The following is a 20,806-nucleotide window of genomic DNA, read 5'->3' on the forward strand; positions in this document are numbered from 1 at the left end:
CCGATTACTTACCGGGAGTTGCGAATACGAACAGCGCCATGAACGCGAGATTGATGAAGTACGCGGCCTCGACCAGACCGACGGTCAGGAAGAAGTTACCGCGCAACCGGCCCTCGGCCTCGGGCTGCCGGGTTACGCCGTTGATCAGTGCCGAACCGGCCAGACCGTCACCGATACCCGCGCCGATGGCGCCACCGGCCATGATGAGGCCGCCACCGATGAGGGCACCCTGGACGATTGCTGGATCTGCTGCCATTTTCTCTTCCTGTTCTCCAACGTTGACCGATCGGTGAGGCCGACCGGGACTGCCGTTCAGTGGTTTTCGTGCTCCAGCGTCATGGACTGACTGAAGTAGAGGACGGTCAAAAGCGAGAAGATGAACGCCTGAATGGCGCCGACGAACAAGTCGAACAGCTTCCAAATGGCGTTGGGGCCCCAGGCGATCCAGTACGGGAACAGCGCGATCACCGCGACCATGACGCCGCCGGCGAACATATTTCCGAACAATCGCAGCGACAGCGACAACGGCTTGGCGATCTCTTCGATGATGTTGATCAACACCATCGGCCCCCACCCCGTGTGGCCCTTCAGCAACTGTTTCACATGCGTCACCGGACCCCGGCGTCGGACACCCGCCGCGTGGTAGAAGACGAAGACGAACAATGCGAGGGCGTAGACGAAATTGACATCGGAGGCCGGCGGGAAGATGAATTCGCCGCGGCCGTACTGCATCGGCAGCACCGATATCCAGTTCGACAGCAGGATGAAGGTGAAAAGCGTTACCGCCAAAGGCAATACGAACGGCGCGATGCGCATTCCGATCGCGGATTCCACCTGCCCGCGCATCTGCACGGTGATGGTCTCGAAGAACAACTGCACGCCGTTCGGTACGCCCGAGGTGATCTTCATGCGAAGGAAGAGCGCCAGGGCGATGACGATCACCGCGGCGACCGCCGTCGAGAGGATGGTGTCGACGTTGAACGTCAATCCCCAGAGTTCGGTGGTGGCGTGGTGACCTACTTCGATCTTCGGCTCTTCATCGGCCAGGATCATCGTCGCGATAGTGCTGCTCATGACTGCTGACGGAGCCCTCTCCACTCGGGCACGACGGTATGCAAGACGAGGATCACCTGGAACAGAGCGAGTCCGAAGAAGATGCCCACACCGTTCGGACGCGTCAGGAACGCCACGATGATCGCCAGGACGGTGACGATGATCAGCCGCGCGGCCGTCGACAAGGCCAGCGCCTGCTTATTCGGCGATTCCGAGCGGGTGATGCCGGTGACCGATCGCAATGTCAGTTGCGCGTTCAGCCAGCCCAGCCCCAGCCCGATACAGATGAAAACACCCAACATCAACCGATCCAGCGGACCGGTCACCACCAAAGCCAGCACACCGAATGCGGCTACCATGTAGCTCGCACGGCGCAGCCGGAGTTTGTCGATACTCACTGCGACACCACCATCGCCGCCATCCCACCTCGTAGTAGGTCGTGATCGAGGTCAGCTTACACAGACCAACCTTCTTGCGTAGCAACATTTTTGATCTTCATATACTTGATCTTGAATTTTGTGCCGGACACTCCGGGACAATGAGTCCAGCCATCGACCGGCTATCACTTTCTACGCCGTACGACCTGCAAATGGGGGCGTTTTCCGGAACATTCGGACCCCGCGCGCAGCGGCGCGGCAATGGTAAATCAACGGTCAATACTCTGCCGTGAAACAGTAAATTCGTCGGCGCGTCGTCATTGCAATTTGTCTCGAATGCCCGAATTGTCGGGGTTTCGATTCGGTGATCTATCGATGCCTTATATATATGTGCGCCTCCGGCGGCCGAGCGCGGCGGCGCCGAGGCGACCCGGACACCCCCGGCAGGACCGGCGACAGGGTCCGCCGTGATGTCCTACGGCTCGGCAATCCCGTCCGCGCACCCCGGCTCACTTGCACAAATTTCGCGTTCTACCAGGCATTCCCGGACATTTTACTGCCGAAGGGTTACCGTGTCTGCTGCTGGGTACATCACCCACCGGGTCGCTCCGGCCCGCCCGATGAGGGAAACCGAAGTTCCCGAGAGACGCCTGGTGGTTTCTGGTCTCTCGCCATGCTTGGTCGCAGCTTCACACGTTGAGGAGGCAGTACCATGAGCAGTATCCCGTCAGGCTCGGATTCCTCGGGGCCGACCGGCTCCAGTCCCGTCGAGTACGACGACTCCCTGCACTATCCGGAATCGGAGTACTCGGCCTCGTTGGGGGATGCTTCACTGGAGGACGCTTCACTGGCGGACTCGGAATCCTTGATCTACCGGCTCCACGAACCCGGCGCGTCCCTGCACATCGTGATGGTCGCACCGCCGTACTTCGAAGTGCCGCCTGCCGGTTACGGCGGCGTCGAAGCCGTGGTGGCTCAACTGGCGGACGCACTGGTAGCACGTGGGCACCGGGTGACCCTGTTGGGCGCCGGCCGCTCCGGGACTACTGCACGGTTCATCCGGGTATGGGACGACATCCTCGCCGAACGCCTCGGCGATCCGTTCCCGGAGGTGCTCAACGCGCTCAAGGTTCGGCGCATCATCACCGAACTGGCGCAGACCGAACGGATCGACGTCGTTCACGACCACACCTTCGCGGGGCCGCTGAACGCTCCGATGTACACCGCCCTCGGCATTCCGACCGTCGTCACCGTGCACGGTCCGGTCGACGGGGAAGCGCAGGAGTACTACAGCTCGCTGACCGATACCGCGCAGTTCGTCGCGATCAGCGATCGCCAACGCTCCCTGGCCGAGAATCTCAACTGGGTCGGCCGCGTCTACAACACGGTCCGCCCGGCCGAATGGCCGTTCCAGACCCGTAAACAGGACTTCGGCCTGTTCCTGGGGCGCTATGCCCCCTACAAGGGTCCCGATCTGGCTCTGCACGCCGCACACGAGGCGGGGATCCCGTTGGTGCTGGCGGCGAAGATGAACGAACCCCCGGAGAAGGCCTACTTCGAGAACGCGGTGCGGCCGCTGCTGCGCGACACCGATTTCGTCTTCGGTGAGGCCGACCAGATCGCGAAGCGGCTGCTGCTGGCCTCGGCGCGCTGCCTGCTGTTCCCGATTCGATGGGAGGAGCCGTTCGGCATCGTGATGATAGAGGCGATGGCCTGCGGCACCCCCGTGGTCGCCCTGCGCGGCGGCGCGGTCGAAGAGGTCGTCGACGACGGGGTCACGGGCATCATCTGCGACGATCCCGCCGAACTGCCCGCGGCCATCGCCGCGGCCGACGAGATCGACCCGGCCGCCTGCCGGCGCCGGGTGGTGGAGAAGTTCTCCGTCGACCAGTTGGGCGCCGGATACGAGGCCGCTTACTACGCGGCGATCGACAAACTCGCCGGCGTCCCGGTACCCGTCGCATCCGACGGCGTTCCCCTGATCCGCCCGCTCTCGGCCGTCGGAAACGGCTGATTCGCAGGCGAATCCACCCGCATCCGGTCCGCTTCACCGCACGACCGGATGCGGGCGCCCTCGGGAGGATCGGGGCAGGCCGGGCGAGAGAATCAGCGGGGTAGCCCGCCGAACCGTCCCTCCCACCGCACCAGCACATCGGCCAGAATGCGAGCGAGTTCGCGCTGGTCGTCCTCGGGTAGTCCGGAGAGCAATCCGGCCTCGTAGGCCAGCTGTCGCGGCATCAGCCGATCGATCAGCGCGCGGCCGTCCGCGGTCAGCGCGATATGGGAGACGCGACGGTCCCTGGTGTCGGCCCGGCGGCCGACCAGCCCGCGCTCTTCCAGCCCCCGCAGCCGCTTGGTCACCGCCGCGGGCGAGGCGAAGGTTTCGCGCGCCAGCCGGCCGGGCGTGAGTTCGCCGCCGACGCGCCGCAGCGCCAGCAGAATGTCGAATTCCGGTCGCGCCAGTTCCTCGTCGCCGAGCGGTGCGTCGGCGACCTGGTGCAGCAGGGCCGCACAGCGAGTGATGCGGCCGATCACCGCGATCGGACGCAGATCGAGCTCCGGCGCGGCCTGCGCCCACTGCCGCATGACCTCGGCGACGGCATCGTCGGCTACCGCGTTCTCGGCCGGAGTTCGCGCGGACATCACGACACCGCCGCAAACGTGCGGACCGGCAACCGATCCAGGAGCTGATGTCCGGTACGTTCCGCGGCGACGATGCGTTCGTCGGATAGCGGCGCACTCCACCATTCCCCCGCCGCCGTATCGGCGCAGGTGCGGACCTCGATCAGAGCGGCCGCGAGCCGAGCCCGGTCGGCCGGGGCGGCGGTGCCGGAGTCCACCGCCCGGCGCGCGCGGCCGATCGCGGCATCGAGTTCGCCCAGCGCCGCAGCCACCCGGTCGGTGACCCGGCGATTGGGTACGACGAAACAGATCAGGACCGCGATCACCGCACCCACACAGGTGTCGAGCCAGCGGTCGAGTCCGAGTTCGGAGGCCGGTCGCGGGGTGGCGAACTCCACCATCGCCAGGGCCATCGGGGTGATGAATACCGAAGCGACCCAATAATTCCGGGAGATGGTGGCCTCGACGATCACCTGGCAGACCAGCGCCATGACCACCAGCGCGACAGCGCTGTGCGCCCACGGCGCGACCGCCGTGAACAGCGCGACACCCACGAGATTGCCCAGCACGCGTTGCACAGTACGCTGCCACGACTGCGCGGTGTTGGCGACGATCAGGACCGCGGCGGTCATCACGGCCCAGTACGGACGATTCACGCCCAGCGCCAACGAAGTCCAGCCCGCGGCCGCGGCGCCGAGGGTGACGCGGGTGGCGAGCGGCAGTCCGGGGGCGCCGGGGAGGAAGGCACGACCCACGCGCCGCAACGCCGTCCCGCGGGCGCCTCCGGCTCGGCCGAGGCCGATACCGCGAATCTCGGACTCTTCGGCTGCGGCGCAATGGATCCGGGGTACCTCGTGGCCGCGTCGCAGGGCGCGGGCGTACCGATCGAGGCTGTCGGCGCCGGCCTCGGCGTCGATACGGCTCCGGTCTCGCGCCGTCGCGAAACCGGCTGTCGCGGTATCACTCTCGGCATCGGAGGGGTACAGCAGGTATTCGGGACCGACGGGCCTGGTTGTGGCGGCGAGGGTTTCGGCTCGGGCCAGCAGTCCGGCCAGCGCGGTGAGTTGTGCCGTGGTGCGGGCGGTGGCGGGCACCCGGGCCAGCGCGGTCCAGCCGGCCTGCACGGCGACCGCGGCGTCGTGCCGGGCGAGCGGCACCGCGGCATCGCCGAGCGGCACTCGCAGCAGCCGGGCGGTGGATTCCAGCGCGCGCGCCACGGCCAGCCGCTGCGGCCCGTGCGGGCGCACCAGCGCCGGAGCCATGCAGACACACCACGCCAGCACGCCGCCCAGCAGGATCAGGGCGAGATGGCCGGGAAGTTGTCCGGCGCGCTGCGGGATGAAGGCCGCACTCGAGACCACGAAGGTGAAGATGATGTTGCCGGGCGGGCCCATCCGGGAGGCGTCGCAGACCAGCTTGTACAGCCCGGCGAGCACCGCGATCACCAGGACCCGCACCGCCGCGGATTCGATCAGCGCCGACGCGGTCAACGCGACCGCGGTGCCGGCGAACATGCCGAGCACCACCCAGGCCAGGGTCCGGCCGCGGGCGGCATACGGCAGGCCGTGCCCGTACAGGGCGCACAGGCCGCCGGCGCTGGTGTAGAAGGCCAGCTGCACCTGCCCGGTGGCCAGCAGCACGACCTCCGGCCCGCCGATCGCGATCAGCGCGCACAGCGCCGACTGATACCAGGTGTCGGCAACCGGGCGCATCCGGAACACACCGCGCAGCGACAGCATCCGCAGGGTGGAGCGGAAACCGGCAGCCGAGGAGGACGAGGCACGATGCGACACCCGAGAAGCTTAACCGGTATTTTACTAGGAAACTATATGAGTGCGCTCACGTACGGCTGCGCAGGCAGCCGACGGCTCTGTACCTTGCCGAGCCGGCCGCGCGAACCACCCTCCCCTCCGGCGCAATTCGCCGGCATTCGGTCGCCATATTGCGAATGCAGAATGTGCCCGCGAAAAATCGCGCAGGGAGTTATCCGGAACACCGTGCCACACATTGTCGCGGGCACCGAAATCACAGATTCCCCGAAATCCGGATACGCGTCAGGACACGATTCGCTATCGATTTCGAGTCAGCGACTGCCGGTATGCCCGCGGCGACATCCCCATCCATCGGGTGAAGGCGTGAGTGAAATTAGCCGTTTCCGCATATCCGAGCCGGCGAGCCACATCCTCGACCGTCGCCCCGGCGCGCAGCAGCTCCGCCGCGGTGCTCTCCCGCACGGTGTTGAGCAGGCCGCGGAAGCTGGCGCCCTCGGCGGCGAGCTGGCGGCGCAGCGTACGGACGTTGATGTGCAGCTCGGCGGCCACTTCGGCCATCGACGGCACCGAACCCGGTTCGCGCAGCAGGCGCTCGCGGACCAGCGTCGACAACTTCCAGCCGCCTTCCAGCAGTACCTGCAGCGCCTCCCGGCACTGCCGTTCGATCAGGTTCGCGGTATGCGAATCGGCATGTGGCATGCGCAGATCCAGGAACGAGCGGGGCAGGACCAGCGCGGTACGCGGGCAGTCGCTGAGGATGGTGTCGATCGAGGCGAAGTCCGCCAGTGCGGCGGCCCGGCCGGCGTCCAGTTCCAGTTCCAGGCGCACGGCGGGGATGCTCACGTCGAGCGCCCGGCCGGCCACGAAGATCAGGGCCACCTCGCGCTCGACGAAGAATCCGCGCAGGTCCGCGGGTATTGCCGAGCCGTCGGCAACCAGCGCGACCTCGCCGCCACCGGACTCGTCGAGGTGATAGCGCGCCGCGACCGAGACCAGATCCTGATAGCGGACCGCGATGTTCAGCACGTCGCGCATGGTCGCACTGGCCAGTGCCGCGAGGCCGACCAGACCCGCCTTGCCCAGCGACGCCTGCGCGGCGGTCTGCACGCCGAGTCCGGGCCGATCGCCGAGCGCGCGAATCAGATTGCGCGCGACGGCGAATTCTTGATCCGGCCAAATTCGCACCTGTTCATCGGCCAGATCCGCGGATTCGATTCCGGTGCCCGCCAATAACAGCGGTTCATCCAATCCATGCGCGAGCCCGACACTCACCATCATGCGCACGCTGACGCTGCCGTGCGGCAACACATCGGGCGGCGTACCGATCCCAACCACAGTCCGAAATTACCAATATTCGGTCCTTTCGGCACATTCCGACCCCAAAACCGGGGGCATAACCTCGACAGACCGACATCGGCACGGGATGGCCGATGGTCAGGCAGGGATCGAGGAGGGCGACTGCACCGTGGACATGTTCAGTACCTGTTGGATGGAACCGCTCGACCTCACCCCGCAGAAGGCCCACCAGATCATGCAGATGCACCGCAGCTGCCGCACCGACGAATGCCCGCGCCGTCGTGCCGCGCTCCGCGTTCTGGTCGACGCGGGCCGACTGATCCCGGATTCCTCACGGGTGCACTGACAACGCCCGGGAGACGGTTACCGGCCCGCCCAGCGATCGGTCCAGTCCCGTGCGATCCGGCGTGCCCGGGCCGGCGGCATGCGATCGGGTTCGGTGAGGACCGCGAGCGTCAGACCGTCGAGCAGCGCCAGCAATTCCGCTGCGGCGTCGCCGGATTCGGCGGTCCGGTCCGGATTCACGGCGACCAGCGCCCGGGCGATCAATTCCTCGGTGTGCTGCCATTGGGCCCGATGCAGCGCCGCGATCTCGGGGTCGTGGGCGGCGCGCGCCACCAGCGCGAACCACACCCGGGCGAGGCGATCCTCGCTGTCGGGTGCGATGAGCAGGTCGACGAGGCGGGACAGGCGCTGCGCCGGCGGGAGTTGCGCCACCGCCGCAGCATCGAAGCGGCGGGCCGCCTCGTCCCGCACGTACTCCCATACCCGGTGCAGGAGGTCGTTCTTCGTCGAGAAGTAGTACTGCACCGTGCCGATCGACACCTCGGCGCGGCCGGCCAGCGTGCGGATACTGACGCCCTCGATCCCGTCCTCGGCGATGACGTCGGCCAGCCGATCGAGCAGCTGACCACGACGGTCCGTCGCGGCCCCGTCCGTGGCCGCCCCGGCCCGCTCAACGCCCACCGCGCCGACTCCTCTCCCGCTGATCGCGAGCCTGATAGTAGCGCCAGGCCCGCGCTCCCACCCGCCGCGCCACCGCGACCGGTTCCCGGCGGCCGTCGCCCCGGGAGGCCCGTTCCACCACGGCCGCGAAGAACAGCAGCAGCACCCCGGCACCGCCCAGGCCGAAGTAGACGGTGTCCCCGAGCAGGGTGACGAGCATGCGGGCGGATTCGTGGTCCGCTCCCGCCAACGCCGGTAGAACCGCTTCGAGCTGCAGTAGGCGTACGCCCTCGGCGACCAGCCACACCACCGCCGCCGCGGCCAGCGACCACCCGGCAAGGCGATAGCTGCGCGCCAATCGGAAACCGGCTGTCAGGGAGACCACGGCCAGCACCACCACCGCCAGTTCGCCGGCGCCGAACACCACCTGCGCGCTACTCATCGCACCTGCTCCGGCCGCGCAGGATGGCGACCAGCAACAGCGCCCAGGCCAGCACCAGCAGGAGATTGCGGACGCCGGCGCCGAACTCCATGCGATGCGTCATGCCCTCCGCGCCACCGGAACCGAACCACATCGCCCGGCTGGTGACCAGTCCGACCACCGATCCGATCGCCGCCACCACCGCGGCGAGTGCCGCGCTGCCGTAGGCCCGCCCCAGCCGACGGCGGTAGTACAGCACGATCGCCGCGCCCAGCAGCGGCGCGCACAGGCCGAGCAATTCCACCAGACGAAACATCGGCAGCCACCCCTCTCATACGTTCGTATGAGAACGACCATACGAACGTATGAGGCTTCGGTCAATACGATCGTATGAGACCGGTCAGGGCATATGAGACCGGTCAGGGCGTCGCGAAACTCCATTCGTCACCGTCGGGCCAGATGACGCGGGAACCGTCGCGCCGACGCATCGTCCCGCCCGGGTCGACGACCCATTCCGCCGGATCGAAGGTCTCACCGCCACCGGCCGGGTGTTCGACGGCGGTGCGATCCCGGCGCAGATAGGCTCCGTCCTCGCGCGGCGTCCACGCGGCCGGATCGAAGGTGCGCAGCGCGTTGTCCGCCGTAATCAGCGCCATCGCGCCGTAGCGCCGGAGACGGGAGCCGTCGGGACGGCCGGTCCAGGCCGCGTCGGTCATCGGCTCGGGTTCGTCGGTACCGGCCCACACGATCTCGGAGGTGGTGGGCGCGTACAGGTCACCGCGCTCGCCGTGGCGCCAATATCCCAGCTCGTGCCGCGGCCACTGCCGGTCACCGAGCAGGGCGAGGACCTCGTCGAGATCCTCCGGCTCGCCGAAACTGGTTGTGCGAAGGGACTTTTCCGACCGTCGCAGCATCGAGGTGAGGCGTGCGCCGGGACCGGCTTCGATTACGTACCGGACCCCGCGGGCCGTCAGTCCCGCCATCACGGCATCCCAGCGCACGGGTGCGCAGATCTGCGCGGACAGCGAGTCGGCCGGGTCGAGTTCGGTACGCCAACTCCCGGATGCGCCGTCCACCAACGGAATTCGCGGTGCGGCGAATTCGGCGCGATCCAACTCCGACCGGAAGGCGGCCGCGGCCGGTGCCATCAATGCGCAGTGAAACGGCGCGCTGACGTCGAGAGCACGGATCATCGCCCCGCGTTCCTCGGCGAGCTGCCGAGCCCTGCCGACCGCGCCGGTGTGCCCGGAGATCACCACCTGACTCGCGCCGTTGTAGTTGGCGACCGCGACGACCTCGGATCGCGCTGCGGCAGCGCAGATCCGGTCGACCTCGTCGGCTTCCAGGCCCATCACCGCCACCATCGCACCCTTCCCCGGCGGCACCGCCTCCTGCATCAGGGCGCCCCGGCGGCGCACCAGACGCACCGCCGTCTCGAAATCGAGGGCGCCGGCACAGACGTGGGCGGTGATCTCACCGAGGCTGTGGCCGGCCACCACGACCGGATGAATGCCGGTCTCCGACACCAGAACCCGATACGCCGCCACACTGGTGGCCAGGATGGCGGGCTGGGCGTTCTCGGTCCGGGCCAGCTCCGCCGGGTCGCCGGCGAAGCACAGCTCGCCGAGGCCGAATTCGATTGCCGCGTCGGCACGGTCGAACACCTCGCGCGCGACCGCGTAGGTGTCGGCCAGCGCCTTGCCCATGCCGGGGAATTGCGCGCCCTGACCGGGGAATACGAATGCGATCATGTCAGCCGATCCTCAACAGTGCGACGCCCCAGGTGCCGAACCCGTGGCTGATGGTCATGACGATCTCCCCCGGCGCGACGCCGTCCTCCAGATACGTCTGCAGATTGATCAGATTGTCGGCCGAATGCACGTGGGCGTAGTCGGCGATATTGTCCAGATAGCACAGGTCGTGGTCGAGTCCGGCCGAGTCGGCCATGAAGCGCACGGCCTCCTCGTTGACGTTGTTGGCGATGATCCGCCGCACGTCGCCGCGATCCAGGCCGGCGCGGTCGAGCATATCGGCGACCGCGCGGGACAGGCCGCGCTTGGTGAGCCCGGCCAGCGCCGGCATCTTCGCCACGCGGATCAGCTGGTTGGTGCCCTGATTCGAGCCGAGCACCTCGATCCGCGAGGGTTCGGCGGAGGTGATCAGGCAGGCGGCCGCACCGTCGCTCAGGACCGAGAGTGCGTCACGCAGGATGCGGGCATGCGGGTCCGGGCACGCGTCGGCGGTGACGACCAGGACATTGCGGGCCGATCCGGCGGCGACCAGGCTGTGCGCGATCCGCAGGGCGCTGCCGAAATTCGCGCATTCGGCGAGCGTGACGCCGATCGGGGTGGCGCGAGTGAGGCCGAAACGCTCACAGAAGCGCAGGAATTCACCCCCGGCCAGGGCACCGGTTTCCGGGCTCGACGACGCGTAGACCAGCAGGTCGATCTCGGCCGCGTCCACCGGGATCCGGTCGAGAGTGCCCGCGACCACCTCGGCGGCCAGTTGCAGCGGGGTCTGTTCGGTCCGGCAGTAGTGGTACAGGCCGAGTCCGTGCATATCGCGCAGCATGGCCGGGTCCTCGCGCAGCGGCGGCAGGCCGGCGATCGGCTCGCGGGCGCCGACGGCGTAGGAGATGCCGTGCAGATAGACGCTCATCGGGGCTCCTGTTTCTTGCGGGACACCCGCACCCGGTCGGACCGGCGAGAGGCTGCGCGAGTGTGTCTCACCGGTCCTCCTCCTCGCGTAGGCGGCCGGACAGGTAGCGGTGCATCGCCCGCACCGTCGGATGTTCCCAGTGCACCGCGCCGGGCAGGTCGATGCCCAGGGCGGCCGACAACCCGTTCTTGAATTCGAGCAAGGCCAGCGAACTCATGCCGAGTTCCAGAAACGGTGTGGCGACATCGATCTCGTCGGTGTCGATGCGCAGGACCGCCGCCGTTCTGCTCAGCAGCAGCTCCCACAGCGCGGCCTCACGTTCCTCGGCCGGAAGGCGGCGCAGCTCGTCCGCCAGGGCCGAGGTGGCGCCGGAACCCATGGCGCGCAACGGTTCGTACATCGGCACGGCACGCGCGAAGGGATGGGCGCCGAGCCAGGCGTCGGCATCGAGACCGATGATGGCGGCGCGGGGGCGACCGTCGTCGAGCAGCGACTCCAGCAGTGTGTATGCCGTCGCGGGTGCCAGCGAGCGGATTCCGCGACCGGCCAGATATTCCTCCGTCGCGGCGCTGCGCGCGGCGAGTCCGGTGTCGCGGAAGGGACCCCAGGCCACCGTGGTCGCCGCCAAGCCCTGCGCGCGCCGGTAGTGCGCCAGACCGTCGAGAAACGCGTTGGCGGCGGCGTAGTTCAACTGACCGCCCGAGGGCAGCAGGGTCGCGGTGGAGGAGTACATCACGAAGTACTCGACGGGATCACCCGCCACGGCGCGGTGAATGTTCCAGGCACCCAATGCCTTCGGACGCAACACCGGATCGAACCGATCCCAGCTCTGATTGGTCAGGACGGCATCGCGCAGGACGGCCGCGAGATGGAACACCCCGCGCACCGGGCCGACCCGGGAGCGCAACCGCCCCACAGCGGCGCCGACCTCGGCCGCATCGGCGACGTCGGCGCGCTCCACCACCACCCGCTCTCCGGCGGCGTTGAGTTCGTCGATGATCGCGCGTTCCTCGGCATCCGGCTCGCGACGGGCGAGCAGGGCCACCTGCGCGCCGCCCCGTTCGACGAGGGTGCGGGCGAGTTCGAGACCGAGCCCGCCGAGGCCGCCGGTGATCAGGACGCAGCCGGGTTCGGCCAGCCCCTGCGCGGCCCCGCGCACGATGTCGGTGGTGGCCGCGTCGTCGGTCACCAGCACCAGTTTGCCGGTGTGCGCACCGGTGCTCATCAGCCGGAACGCCTCGGCCGCCGCGGCGATCGGAAAGGTCTGCACCGGAAGCGGTTTCAGTTCGCCGGAAACGACGCGGCCGAGCGTGTGGTGCAGCAGTTCGGCGAAGACCGCCGGGCGTTCGCGGTGCAGACCGGCCATATCGACGGCGGTGTAGGTGATGCGGCGTTTGAAATGTTCCAGAGGGAGCCGGCCCGAGCCGTGGATATCGCGTTTGCCGAGTTCGAGGAAGATCCCGTCGGCGGCGACCGTGCGCAGACTCGCCTCGGCGGCCGCGCCGGTGAGGGAGTTGAGCACGATATCGACCCCCTCACCGCCGGTCACGTCGAGCACCTGCTGCTCGAATTCCGTGGTGCGCGAATCGAAGACGTGCTCGATGCCCTGCTCTCGCAGGAGGCGGCGCTTGTCCTCGGTGCCCGCGGTGGCGATGATCTCCAGTCCGTGCCGCTGTGCCACCGCGATGGCCGCCGAACCCGTGCCACCGGTACCCGAATGGATCAGGATGCGCATGCCAGGACGCACCCGGGCCAGCTGTTCGAGCGCGTAGCAGGCCGTGGTGTAGGCGGTCGGCAGCGCCGCGGCGTCGGTGAGCGCGAACGTCTCCGGCAGCCGATGGACCAGCGCCGCGTCGGCGACGGCATGGGTGGCCAGGCAGTTCAGCGCCACCGCCACCACCCGGTCGCCGACGCGCACCGTATCGACCTCGGCGCCCACGGCGACGACGGTGCCCGCACATTCCGATCCCAGCGGCACGTCGTCGACATCCGCGAAGAACCCCATGGCCCACATGACGTCGGCGAAGTTGAGACCGGCGGCGGCGACGGCGATGACCACCTCGCGGGGGCCCGGGTGCGGCCGGCCGCGGCCGCGCAGTGTCAACGTCTGCAGGCGGCCGGGCTCGTCGATATCCACCCCGAAGCCGCGAGTTCCGGCGACGACGAGGGGTGGATCCGGGTTCAGCCGGACACGATCGAGGCGCGCGACCCAGCGATGGCCGGAGCGCAACGCGATATGCCGCTCGCCGCCGTCGGCGAGTTCGGCGACCAGGTCGGCCGCGTCGTCGCCGTCCACGCCCGCATCGGCGGCCAGGTCGACGAGCGTGGTGCGCAGTTCGGGGTGTTCGGCGGCCAGGGCGGTGCCGAAACCCCACAGGGCCGCCTGCCACGGGTCCACGCACTCCTGCGCCACCGCCTGTCCGCCGCGCGTAACCACCCACAGCCGGGGCGCGGAGGTTATCCGCACGAGCGTGCGCGCGAGGCCGAGCAGTGCGGCGAGATCGGCGAATGCCGTTGCGCCGTCCTCGGTTCCGGCGAGGTAGAGGATGTGGTCCACGGGTTCGCCGAAGGCCGGGGCGCTCTCGTCGCCACTCGGTGCCACCGCGGCCGTGGCGGCCTCGGCGCCCGCCGCGACGAGCTCCCGGATCAGCGTTCCGGGGCCCAGCGGTGCGTCGTCGTCCGCGTCGCCGCCGACGACCACCCAGCGTCCCGAAACCCGCCCGGTCGCGCGCGGGCGCTGCTGCCAGTCGACCGCGAGAACGGCGGCATCGGCCGTATCCGCCGCGTCGACGCGGGTCGCGGTCAGCTCGCGCACCGTGGCGACGAGCGAACCGTCGTCGGCGTAGATGTCGAGGTCGGCGGTCTGCAGGCGACCGTCGCGGGCGTAGCGGCGCACATGGGCGTAGACCTGCGGCGGAATCCGATCGGCGACGTGCAGGGCGCCGATCGCGGACGGCAGGAACAATTCGTCCCCGGCCAGGGCGCCGACCACCTGGAAACATCCGTCGAGGACCGCGGCCGCCGTCACCCCCTGCTCCGGATCGCGCGCAGCTGCCACCGCGCTCACCCGTCCGAGCGCCTCGCCGTCGCCGACCGACAGTTCCGTCACCGTGCGGAAGGCGGGACCGTAGCGGGTGCCGGTGCGGGTATAGGCCGCGTAGAGCTCCTGCGGGTCGGCCGCGGTGCGGCAGTGCCGCCGCGCCGCGGCCAGTCCGGGCGCCTCGGGGAGGTTCTCCCCCGCAACGATCCGTCCACGCGCGTGCTCGGTCCACACCGTGGCCGCGCCACCCGGCTCGGCCGCATGGGCGCTGATCCGAAATTCGTTGTCGCGCAGCACTACCTGCACTCGACGGCCGGACTCGGGCAGGGTGAGTACCCGCTCGAACCGGATATCGGCGAAATGGCAGCCGGGTCCGAAACCGTGCTGCAGTCGCGCCGCGGCGGCGAGGTTGACCAGCCAGGCGCCGGCGGCGACCGGAGTATCCCCCACCGCGTGGTCGAGCAGCCAGGGCGAGCGGGCGAGATCGACCACCCGCTGAAGCAGACGTTCCCCGCTGACCGACGATTCGACCACGGCCTGCCCACCGTGCTGTTCGGCGGCCACATCCCAATCGGAGCGAGCCCAGAACCGCTTGTGCTGCCACGGATACGACGGCAGGTCGGCGATCCGGCCGCGCACCCCGGCGGCCGCCCAGTCCACGGGGACGCCGTGCACGTACAACCGGGCGATCAATTCCAGGATGTCGCGGCGCGCGTAACCGTTGCGTTTCAGGGAACCGGCCACCGCGCCCCGGTCGTTCGAGGCGTCGATGCGGGCGCGGATGCCGTCCACCAGAACCGGATGGGGGCCGATCTCGACGAAGGTCGCCGGACCCTCCGCGAGCACCCGTTCGATGGTCTCGTCGAGGCGGACCGTGCTGCGCAGATTGCGCCTCCAATAGTCGGCGGTCAGCGCAGCGGTGGGGACGTAGTCGGATTCGACGGTGGACAGGAAGGCGGCCCGGCCACCCGGGATCGCGGTGATGCCGGCGATCCGTTCGACGAAGGCGTCCAGGTGCGGATCCAGTTGGCGGCTGTGCGCGGCCGACTCGATCTTCACTCGGCGCGGGTCGTAACCCGCTGCGGCGAGTGCCTTTTCGAGACGGTCCAGATCGGCGACCGTCCCGGAGACGACGACCTGCGCGGGCCCGTTCACCGCGGCGAGGTCGAATTCGCCTTCGATCTGCTCCAGCCATCCGTCGAGCTCGCGGGCGCTCATCGGCACCGACAGCATGCCGCCGGCCCCTTCGATCGCGCGCAGCACTCGATTGCGGTGGACGATGACCGCGGCCGCGTCCGCGAGGCTCAGTGCCCCCGCGACCCGGGCGGCCGCGATCTCACCGACGCTGTGACCGATGACGGCATCGGGCCGCAACCCGGTCGCCGCCAGCAATTCCGCCAACCCGATCTGCACGGCGAAGGACATGGGTTGCGCCAGATCGATGCGGCCGCCGTCGGATTCGCCCGTGGCCAGCAGTTCGGCGATATCGGTGCCCAGATGGGGTTCGAACGCCGCCGCACAGTGCCGCACCGCCTCGGCGAATACCGGGTAGTCGGCCATGAGCTGGGCGCCCATCCCGGCCCAATGCCCACCGAATCCGGCGAAAACGAAGACCAGGGCGCCGGGTTCGCCGCGGCGGCCGCGAATCACGCCCGCGCGATCGCGATCCTCGGCGACGGCGGTGAGTCCGCGCTGCAGTGCGGCGGCGGTTTCCCCGATCACCACGGCACGATGGTCGAGTGCGGCGCGGCGGGACGCGGTGAAGCACAGGTCGCGCGCCGGCGCGCCGGCCGCCAGCCGGTCACGCCGGCGAAGTGCCGTATCCCGCAGGGCTTGTCCGGTTGCCGCCGACAGCGGTAGGACCAGCAGTTCCCGAGCCGGTTCGGCGGCATCCTCGGCCGCCGGTTCGAGACCCGGGGCCGCGGTGATGATCGTATGCGCGTTGGTCCCGCTGAATCCGAACGCACTCACCCCCGCGTACACCGGCTCGGCGCCGGAGATCTCCTGCGCCTCGGCCGGGATCACGATCGGCGTGGCGTCCCAGTCGATGAGCGGATTCGGCGCATCGAAATGCAGTGTGGGAGGAACGATCCGGTCGCGGACGACCGTGATGGCCTTGAGCAGTCCGGCGATGCCGGCGGCCGGTTCCAGATGACCCAGATTGCCCTTGGCCGATCCGACGAGCAGCGGACGGTCACGGCCGGCGCCGAAAACCGCGGACAGCGCGCGCAATTCGATGGGGTCGCCCAACGGTGTGCCGGTGCCGTGCGCCTCGATGTAGTCGATGCGGCCGGCCTCCAGCTTGGCCTCGCGCAGCGCATCGCGCAGCACCTGTTCCTGTGCGCGGCCGTTGGGCGCGGTGAGGCCGTTGCTGCGGCCGTCCTGATCGACGGCCGTGGCCACGATCGAGGCCAGCACTCGATCACCGGCGGCGTGGGCGGCGGACTCCCGCTTCAGCACGACGACGCCGCACCCCTCGCCGCGTACCAGTCCGTCGGCGGCCGCGGAGAAGGGTGCGCAGCGATTGCTCGGCGAGGGCGCCCGTAGTTTCGACATCGAGATCATCGACTGCGGGGAGACGATCAGATTGACTCCGGCCACCAGGGCCAGATCGCACTCCCCCGCCCGCAGGCTCTGCACCGCCAGATGCAGCGCGACCAGCGCGGACGAACATGCGGTGTCGACGACCAGGGCGGGGCCCTGCAGTCCGAGGTGATAGGCGATCCGCCCGGCCGCCACCGACGGCGCCAGACCGGTGGCCGAATAGATGTCGATCGCCGCCGGGTCGGTGGCCGCGGCGCCGTAATCGTTGGGGCACATGCCGACGAATACGCCGGTCCGGCTCTCACGCAGGGTCTCCGGTGGAATCGCGGCGTGTTCGAGCGCCTCCCACGCGACCTCGAGCAGCAGCCGCTGCTGCGGGTCCATGGCCTCGGCCTCGCGCGGCGAGATGCCGAAGAAAGCGGCGTCGAAATCGCCGATATCGGTGAGGGCGCCCATCTTCGCGATGAAGGATCGGCCGGGTGCGTCGGCGTCGGCGTCGTAGTAGTGCTCGACATCCCAGCGGTCGGGTGGAATATCGACCACGCCGTCGCCACCCGCGCGCAGGAATTCGGCGAATCCCTCCAGCGAATCGACCCCGCCGGGCAGGCGGCAGCCCGCACCGATCACGGCGACCGGCTCGCTGCGCTGCGCCAGGGCCCCACGGGCGGTGCGCAGGGCGGCGATGGCGCCGCGTAAGGCCTCGCTGCTGTCGCCGCCCTCGGGCAGCGCACTCGGATTCGTCGCGGTGGGGGTCAACGCAGCACCTCTTCCAGGGCGGCCACTTCCGCGCGAGCCAGCGCGATGAGATCGGATTCGCTCAACCCGTCCAGCGGACTGCGGGTCGTGCTGACGCGGATATCGAACGACACGGGGTGGGGCCCGGCCGCGTTGTGGTGCTCCAGCTCGGTCGATGCCGCCGGAGTCGCCGATTCCGGCATCGCCGGTTCCGCGGCCGGTGCGGGCGCACGCGTCGGCGCGTCGGCCAATCGAGCCGTGAGTTCGGCGATCTGCGCTGTGGCCGTGGGGAATTCGAAGGCGAACGCCGCTTCTATCGGCAGCGCGAGGGCGCGGCCCAGTACGGTTCGCAATTCGATCGCCATGAGCGAGTCGAAGCCGAGCTCCTGCAGCGGCGTATCCAGATCGACGGGGTCGGAATCCGGCATCTGGAAGACCTGCCGGATACTCCCGGTCACCACCGAGTGCACGCGCCGGCGCAGCAGGAACAGGTCGGCTTCGGACAGCGCGGGCCGCGCGGATTCGACGGCCCCTGCGACGGGCGCGGTCGATGGGGTCGCATCGACTCCGGTGCGAACGGGTGGCCCGGGGACGGTGCAATCGGGGACCGTTCCCCGACCGTCGCCCGGCTCGGCCCCGTCGAGGGTGGCCGTGCGGGCAGCGTCGGGGGCGTGCGTGGCGCCGGACGCTTCCACCCAGTAGCGGCGGCGCTGGAAGGGATAGGTGGGCAGGGTGATCCGGGGATAGTGGGTGCCGTGCAGGTCACGCAGGTCGTCGACGGCTCCGGCGGCGAACAGCCCGGCCGTGCACCGGATCAGCTCGCCGCGGGTGGTGCCGGTGGTGAACCAGCGGCTCTCCGAGGCGGTGCGGCGGTTGCTTCCCAGCTCGGTCAGCGTCGCCCCCGCGACCTCGGTGAATACGGTGCAGTCGAGCTCGAGCAGCGTGCCGAAGGCCCGGTCCAGCTGCGCGGGCCACAGCGGGCGGCTCGACCAGTAGGCGGGATCGGCTGCTTCGCGGCCGAGGCGCGCCCCGGTGTGCGCGGAGACGACGGTGAATTCGGGGTCGCCCGGCTGTCCCGGGTCGGCGAGGGCCGTTCCCACGTGATCGCGCAGTTCGGCGTGCGTCGTAGCGGCGATCCCGGCGGTGCGCAGGCGGTGCAGGAGCGGCTCGCGACCGCCGGGGCCCGCCTCCAGCAGATAGCGGTCGCCGAAGTGGCCGCACAGGCGCGCACCCGTTTCGCGCAGTACCGCGTCGAGCAGCGCCCGGTCGCCGGTGCGCGCCACCGCGCGTTCACCGAGCAGCGCCGCGGTCGAGACCGAAGCACGCAGTGCCACAGCGGGTTCCAGAATCCCGGTGATCGCGGCGGTCACGTACTCGCCCACGCCGACGCCCAGGACGGCAGCCGGGCGCAGTCCGAACGCCAGCAGCTGGCGAGTGGTGGCGTAGCGGTGCACGAAGGCCAGCGCATCCGCCAGGCCGGGGACGCGCTGCGCCTGATGCGGTGCCAGCCCGGCGAACAGAGCGGTCCGGAAACTCTCCCGCGAGGAGGTCGCGTCCAGGCATTCGTCGACGGCGGCGCGGAAGACGCCGGAGCCGGTGTAGCTCTCACGATCGAGCGGTTCCACGCCGGGGCCGCGGTGCCCGATCAACAGGGCGGCACGCACGGCACGACCACGCGGCACATGGCCGGTCACGACCGCCGGCTGCCGCTGCCCGGCGGTATGCGCGTCCAGGGCGGCGGCCATCGCGGTCGTACTCCCGGCCACCACCGCGAGTCGATGTTCGAACGAGTTCCGCCCGAGATTGGCCGTCGCGCAGACGGATTCGAGCCGCGACGGTTCCACGGTCCGCAGCGCGAGCGCGAATCGCCGCGCCTGCGCCCGCAGCGCCTCGTCGCTCCGGGCGGACAGTGTCAGCAGACCCGAGGGCACGGCGGTGGCGGATTCCACGGCCACCGGCGGCTGTTCGACCACCACGTGCGCATTGGTTCCGCTGAATCCGAACGAACTGACACCCGCGATGCGTGATCCGGCCGGCCACGGTGTGGTCTCGGTGACCACGCGCGCCGAACCGGACGCCCAATCGATGCGTGGATTCGGTTCCCGCACATGCAGCGTCGGCGGGATCGCACCGCGTTGCACGGCCAGGGCCGCCTTGATCAGACCGGCGATTCCCGCGGCCGTCTCGGCGTGCCCGACATTCGATTTGATCGACCCGACCCACAGCGGCGCCCGTGCGGCGCCGAAGACGGAGTTCAGCGCACCGATTTCGATCGGGTCGCCCAGTGCGGTGCCGGTGCCGTGCGCCTCGATGTAGTTCACCTGCGCCGGTTCGATATTCGCCGCCCGCAGCGCGGCCCGCACCACCGCCTCCTGGGCGCGGGCGTTCGGCACGGTGAGCCCGCCGGTCCGGCCGTCGTGGTTGACCGCCGAGCCGCGGATCACCGCGTAGGTCCGGTCACCGTCGCGCTGTGCCTGCGACAGCCGCTTGAGCACCACCAGAGCGGCTCCCTCGGCACGACCGTATCCGTCGGCGGAGGCATCGAAGGTCTTGCAGCGGCCGTCCGGCGACAACGCGCGGATGCGGCAGCAGAACATCGTCGACAACGGCGAGAGGATCAGATTCACACCACCGGCCAGCGCCGTCGAGCAGTCGCCGTTGCGCAGGCTCTGCACCGCCTGATGCACCGCCACCAGCGACGACGAGCACGCGGTATCCACCAGTGACACCGGCCCGTGCAGATCCAGCGTGTACGCCACGCGGCCCACCGCGATACTCGGCGTATTGCCCAGTCCCGCATAGGCGTTCATGGCTTCGGGCCGGTCGGCGACGGCGATCCGGTCGTAGTCGCGCCAGCTGAATCCGACGAACAGGCCGGTATCGGATCCCCGCAGCCGCTGTGGCGCGATCCCCGCGTTCTCCACCGCCTCCCACGCGATCTCCAGCAGGAGCCGCTGCTGCGGGTCCATCGCATGCGCTTCCCGCGGCGAGATGCCGAAGAAGTCGGCGTCGAACATGTCCACCGCGTCGAGAAATCCGCCGCGGGTGGTGTAGATGGTGCCGGGCTTGTCCGGGTCCGGATCGTAGAACCGCTGCACGTCCCATCGATCGCCGGGCTGTTCACCGGTGGCGTCGACACCCCCGGCGACGACGTCCCACAGAGTGTCCGGTCCGGTGATGCCGCCGGGGAACCGGCATCCGATGCCGACGATCGCGATCGGTTCCGCCGGGCGGGGTGCGGCCAGCCGCTCCCGCGCCGCGCGCAGGGCCGCGGCGATGCGCTGCTCGCGGTCGGGTGTCTCGCCGGCGGTGGAGGCGGATTCGGAACCAGCTGCGGACATAT

General features: G+C 69.5%; 15 protein-coding genes. 2 read left to right on the plus strand and 13 right to left on the minus strand.

Translation table 11 applies throughout. The features are described 5' to 3' along the window. Nucleotides 1-4 precede the first annotated feature (4 nt). The 3 genes from NA3_RS18190 to NA3_RS18200 are packed head-to-tail and all read right to left on the minus strand — an operon-like array spanning nt 5 to nt 1,451. A complete protein-coding gene (locus NA3_RS18190; protein ID WP_025352811.1) occupies nt 5-256 on the minus strand; it encodes a F0F1 ATP synthase subunit C in 252 nt (83 codons plus the stop codon). Between the two features lie 56 nt (nt 257-312). Beyond that, nucleotides 313-1,074 (minus strand): F0F1 ATP synthase subunit A, encoded by a 762-nt coding sequence (gene atpB / locus NA3_RS18195; protein ID WP_030515131.1) that lies wholly within the window; start codon nt 1,072-1,074, stop codon nt 313-315. Further along, nucleotides 1,071-1,451 carry an ATP synthase subunit I gene (locus NA3_RS18200; protein WP_030515130.1) on the minus strand — a complete coding sequence of 127 codons (381 nt, stop codon included), beginning with the start codon at nt 1,449-1,451 and terminating at the stop codon, nt 1,071-1,073. The genes atpB and NA3_RS18200 overlap by 4 nt, the downstream gene beginning before the upstream one ends. A gap of 889 nt (nt 1,452-2,340) precedes the next feature. Here NA3_RS18200 and NA3_RS18205 point away from each other — a divergent pair. Beyond that, nucleotides 2,341-3,444 carry a glycosyltransferase family 4 protein gene (locus NA3_RS18205; protein WP_084491674.1) on the plus strand — a complete coding sequence of 368 codons (1,104 nt, stop codon included), beginning with the start codon at nt 2,341-2,343 and terminating at the stop codon, nt 3,442-3,444. Nucleotides 3,445-3,536: 92 nt separating this feature from the next. Here the strand turns inward: NA3_RS18205 and NA3_RS18210 are convergent, their stop codons facing one another. The 3 genes from NA3_RS18210 to NA3_RS18220 form a co-directional block, all read right to left on the minus strand. Continuing rightward, entirely contained in the window at nt 3,537-4,073 is a 537-nt protein-coding gene (locus NA3_RS18210) for a MarR family winged helix-turn-helix transcriptional regulator (protein ID WP_062964816.1), read from the minus strand. Then, complete coding sequence (locus NA3_RS18215) at nt 4,073-5,845, minus strand: FUSC family protein (protein WP_128145577.1); 1,773 nt, start codon at nt 5,843-5,845, stop codon at nt 4,073-4,075. Before NA3_RS18215 ends, NA3_RS18210 begins: the two co-directional genes overlap by 1 nt. 276 nt (nt 5,846-6,121) lie before the next feature. Continuing rightward, a complete protein-coding gene (locus NA3_RS18220) occupies nt 6,122-7,102 on the minus strand; it encodes an AraC family transcriptional regulator (protein WP_063917590.1) in 981 nt (326 codons plus the stop codon). Between NA3_RS18220 and NA3_RS36975 the strand changes: the two genes are divergently transcribed. Next, the gene (locus NA3_RS36975) at nt 7,101-7,466 is read left to right on the plus strand and encodes a hypothetical protein (RefSeq protein WP_157126575.1); all 366 of its coding nucleotides are present in this window, start codon (nt 7,101-7,103) and stop codon (nt 7,464-7,466) included. The two genes, NA3_RS18220 and NA3_RS36975, sit on opposite strands and share 2 nt — an antisense overlap. Before the next feature lie 17 nt (nt 7,467-7,483). On the opposite strand, the gene NA3_RS36070 is transcribed toward NA3_RS36975, so the two are convergent. The 7 genes from NA3_RS36070 to NA3_RS18260 all read right to left on the minus strand — a co-directional run bounded on the left by NA3_RS36070 (nt 7,484) and on the right by NA3_RS18260 (nt 20,804). Beyond that, nucleotides 7,484-8,086 (minus strand): TetR/AcrR family transcriptional regulator, encoded by a 603-nt coding sequence (locus NA3_RS36070; RefSeq protein ID WP_062964819.1) that lies wholly within the window; start codon nt 8,084-8,086, stop codon nt 7,484-7,486. Continuing rightward, nucleotides 8,076-8,507: a hypothetical protein gene (locus NA3_RS37695; RefSeq protein ID WP_167355008.1), complete on the minus strand. Its 432-nt coding sequence runs from the start codon at nt 8,505-8,507 to the stop codon at nt 8,076-8,078. Before NA3_RS37695 ends, NA3_RS36070 begins: the two co-directional genes overlap by 11 nt. Beyond that, nucleotides 8,500-8,802 (minus strand): hypothetical protein, encoded by a 303-nt coding sequence (locus NA3_RS18240; protein WP_062964821.1) that lies wholly within the window; start codon nt 8,800-8,802, stop codon nt 8,500-8,502. The genes NA3_RS37695 and NA3_RS18240 overlap by 8 nt, the downstream gene beginning before the upstream one ends. Nucleotides 8,803-8,905: 103 nt before the next feature. Further along, nucleotides 8,906-10,237, minus strand: a complete 1,332-nt coding sequence (fabD, locus tag NA3_RS18245; RefSeq protein WP_063917568.1) for an ACP S-malonyltransferase — start codon at nt 10,235-10,237, stop codon at nt 8,906-8,908. 1 nt (nt 10,238) lies between these two features. After that, on the minus strand, nt 10,239-11,144 hold the full coding sequence (locus NA3_RS18250; protein WP_062964822.1) for a 3-oxoacyl-[acyl-carrier-protein] synthase III C-terminal domain-containing protein: 906 nt from the start codon (nt 11,142-11,144) through the stop codon (nt 10,239-10,241). A gap of 67 nt (nt 11,145-11,211) precedes the next feature. Beyond that, the gene (locus NA3_RS18255) at nt 11,212-17,484 is read right to left on the minus strand and encodes a type I polyketide synthase (protein ID WP_062964823.1); all 6,273 of its coding nucleotides are present in this window, start codon (nt 17,482-17,484) and stop codon (nt 11,212-11,214) included. Continuing rightward, nucleotides 17,481-20,804, minus strand: coding sequence for a type I polyketide synthase (locus NA3_RS18260; protein ID WP_062964824.1), 3,324 nt, complete (start codon nt 20,802-20,804; stop codon nt 17,481-17,483). The genes NA3_RS18255 and NA3_RS18260 overlap by 4 nt, the downstream gene beginning before the upstream one ends. Nucleotides 20,805-20,806 lie beyond the last annotated feature (2 nt).

Source organism: Nocardia africana NBRC 100379 (assembly GCF_001612635.1).
GTDB lineage: Bacteria > Actinomycetota > Actinomycetes > Mycobacteriales > Mycobacteriaceae > Nocardia > Nocardia africana.

Coding starts and splice junctions, on each gene's coding strand:
- NA3_RS18190 (WP_025352811.1), bottom strand. CDS start 256: ATGGCAGCAGATCCAGCAATCGTCCAGGGTGCCCTCATCGGTGGCGGC.
- atpB (WP_030515131.1), bottom strand. CDS start 1,074: ATGAGCAGCACTATCGCGACGATGATCCTGGCCGATGAAGAGCCGAAG.
- NA3_RS18205 (WP_084491674.1), top strand. CDS start 2,341: ATGGTCGCACCGCCGTACTTCGAAGTGCCGCCTGCCGGTTACGGCGGC.
- NA3_RS18210 (WP_062964816.1), bottom strand. CDS start 4,073: ATGTCCGCGCGAACTCCGGCCGAGAACGCGGTAGCCGACGATGCCGTC.
- NA3_RS36975 (WP_157126575.1), top strand. CDS start 7,101: ATGCGCACGCTGACGCTGCCGTGCGGCAACACATCGGGCGGCGTACCG.
- NA3_RS18220 (WP_063917590.1), bottom strand. CDS start 7,102: ATGATGGTGAGTGTCGGGCTCGCGCATGGATTGGATGAACCGCTGTTA.
- NA3_RS37695 (WP_167355008.1), bottom strand. CDS start 8,507: ATGAGTAGCGCGCAGGTGGTGTTCGGCGCCGGCGAACTGGCGGTGGTG.
- NA3_RS18240 (WP_062964821.1), bottom strand. CDS start 8,802: ATGTTTCGTCTGGTGGAATTGCTCGGCCTGTGCGCGCCGCTGCTGGGC.
- fabD (WP_063917568.1), bottom strand. CDS start 10,237: ATGATCGCATTCGTATTCCCCGGTCAGGGCGCGCAATTCCCCGGCATG.
- NA3_RS18250 (WP_062964822.1), bottom strand. CDS start 11,144: ATGAGCGTCTATCTGCACGGCATCTCCTACGCCGTCGGCGCCCGCGAG.
- NA3_RS18260 (WP_062964824.1), bottom strand. CDS start 20,804: ATGTCCGCAGCTGGTTCCGAATCCGCCTCCACCGCCGGCGAGACACCC.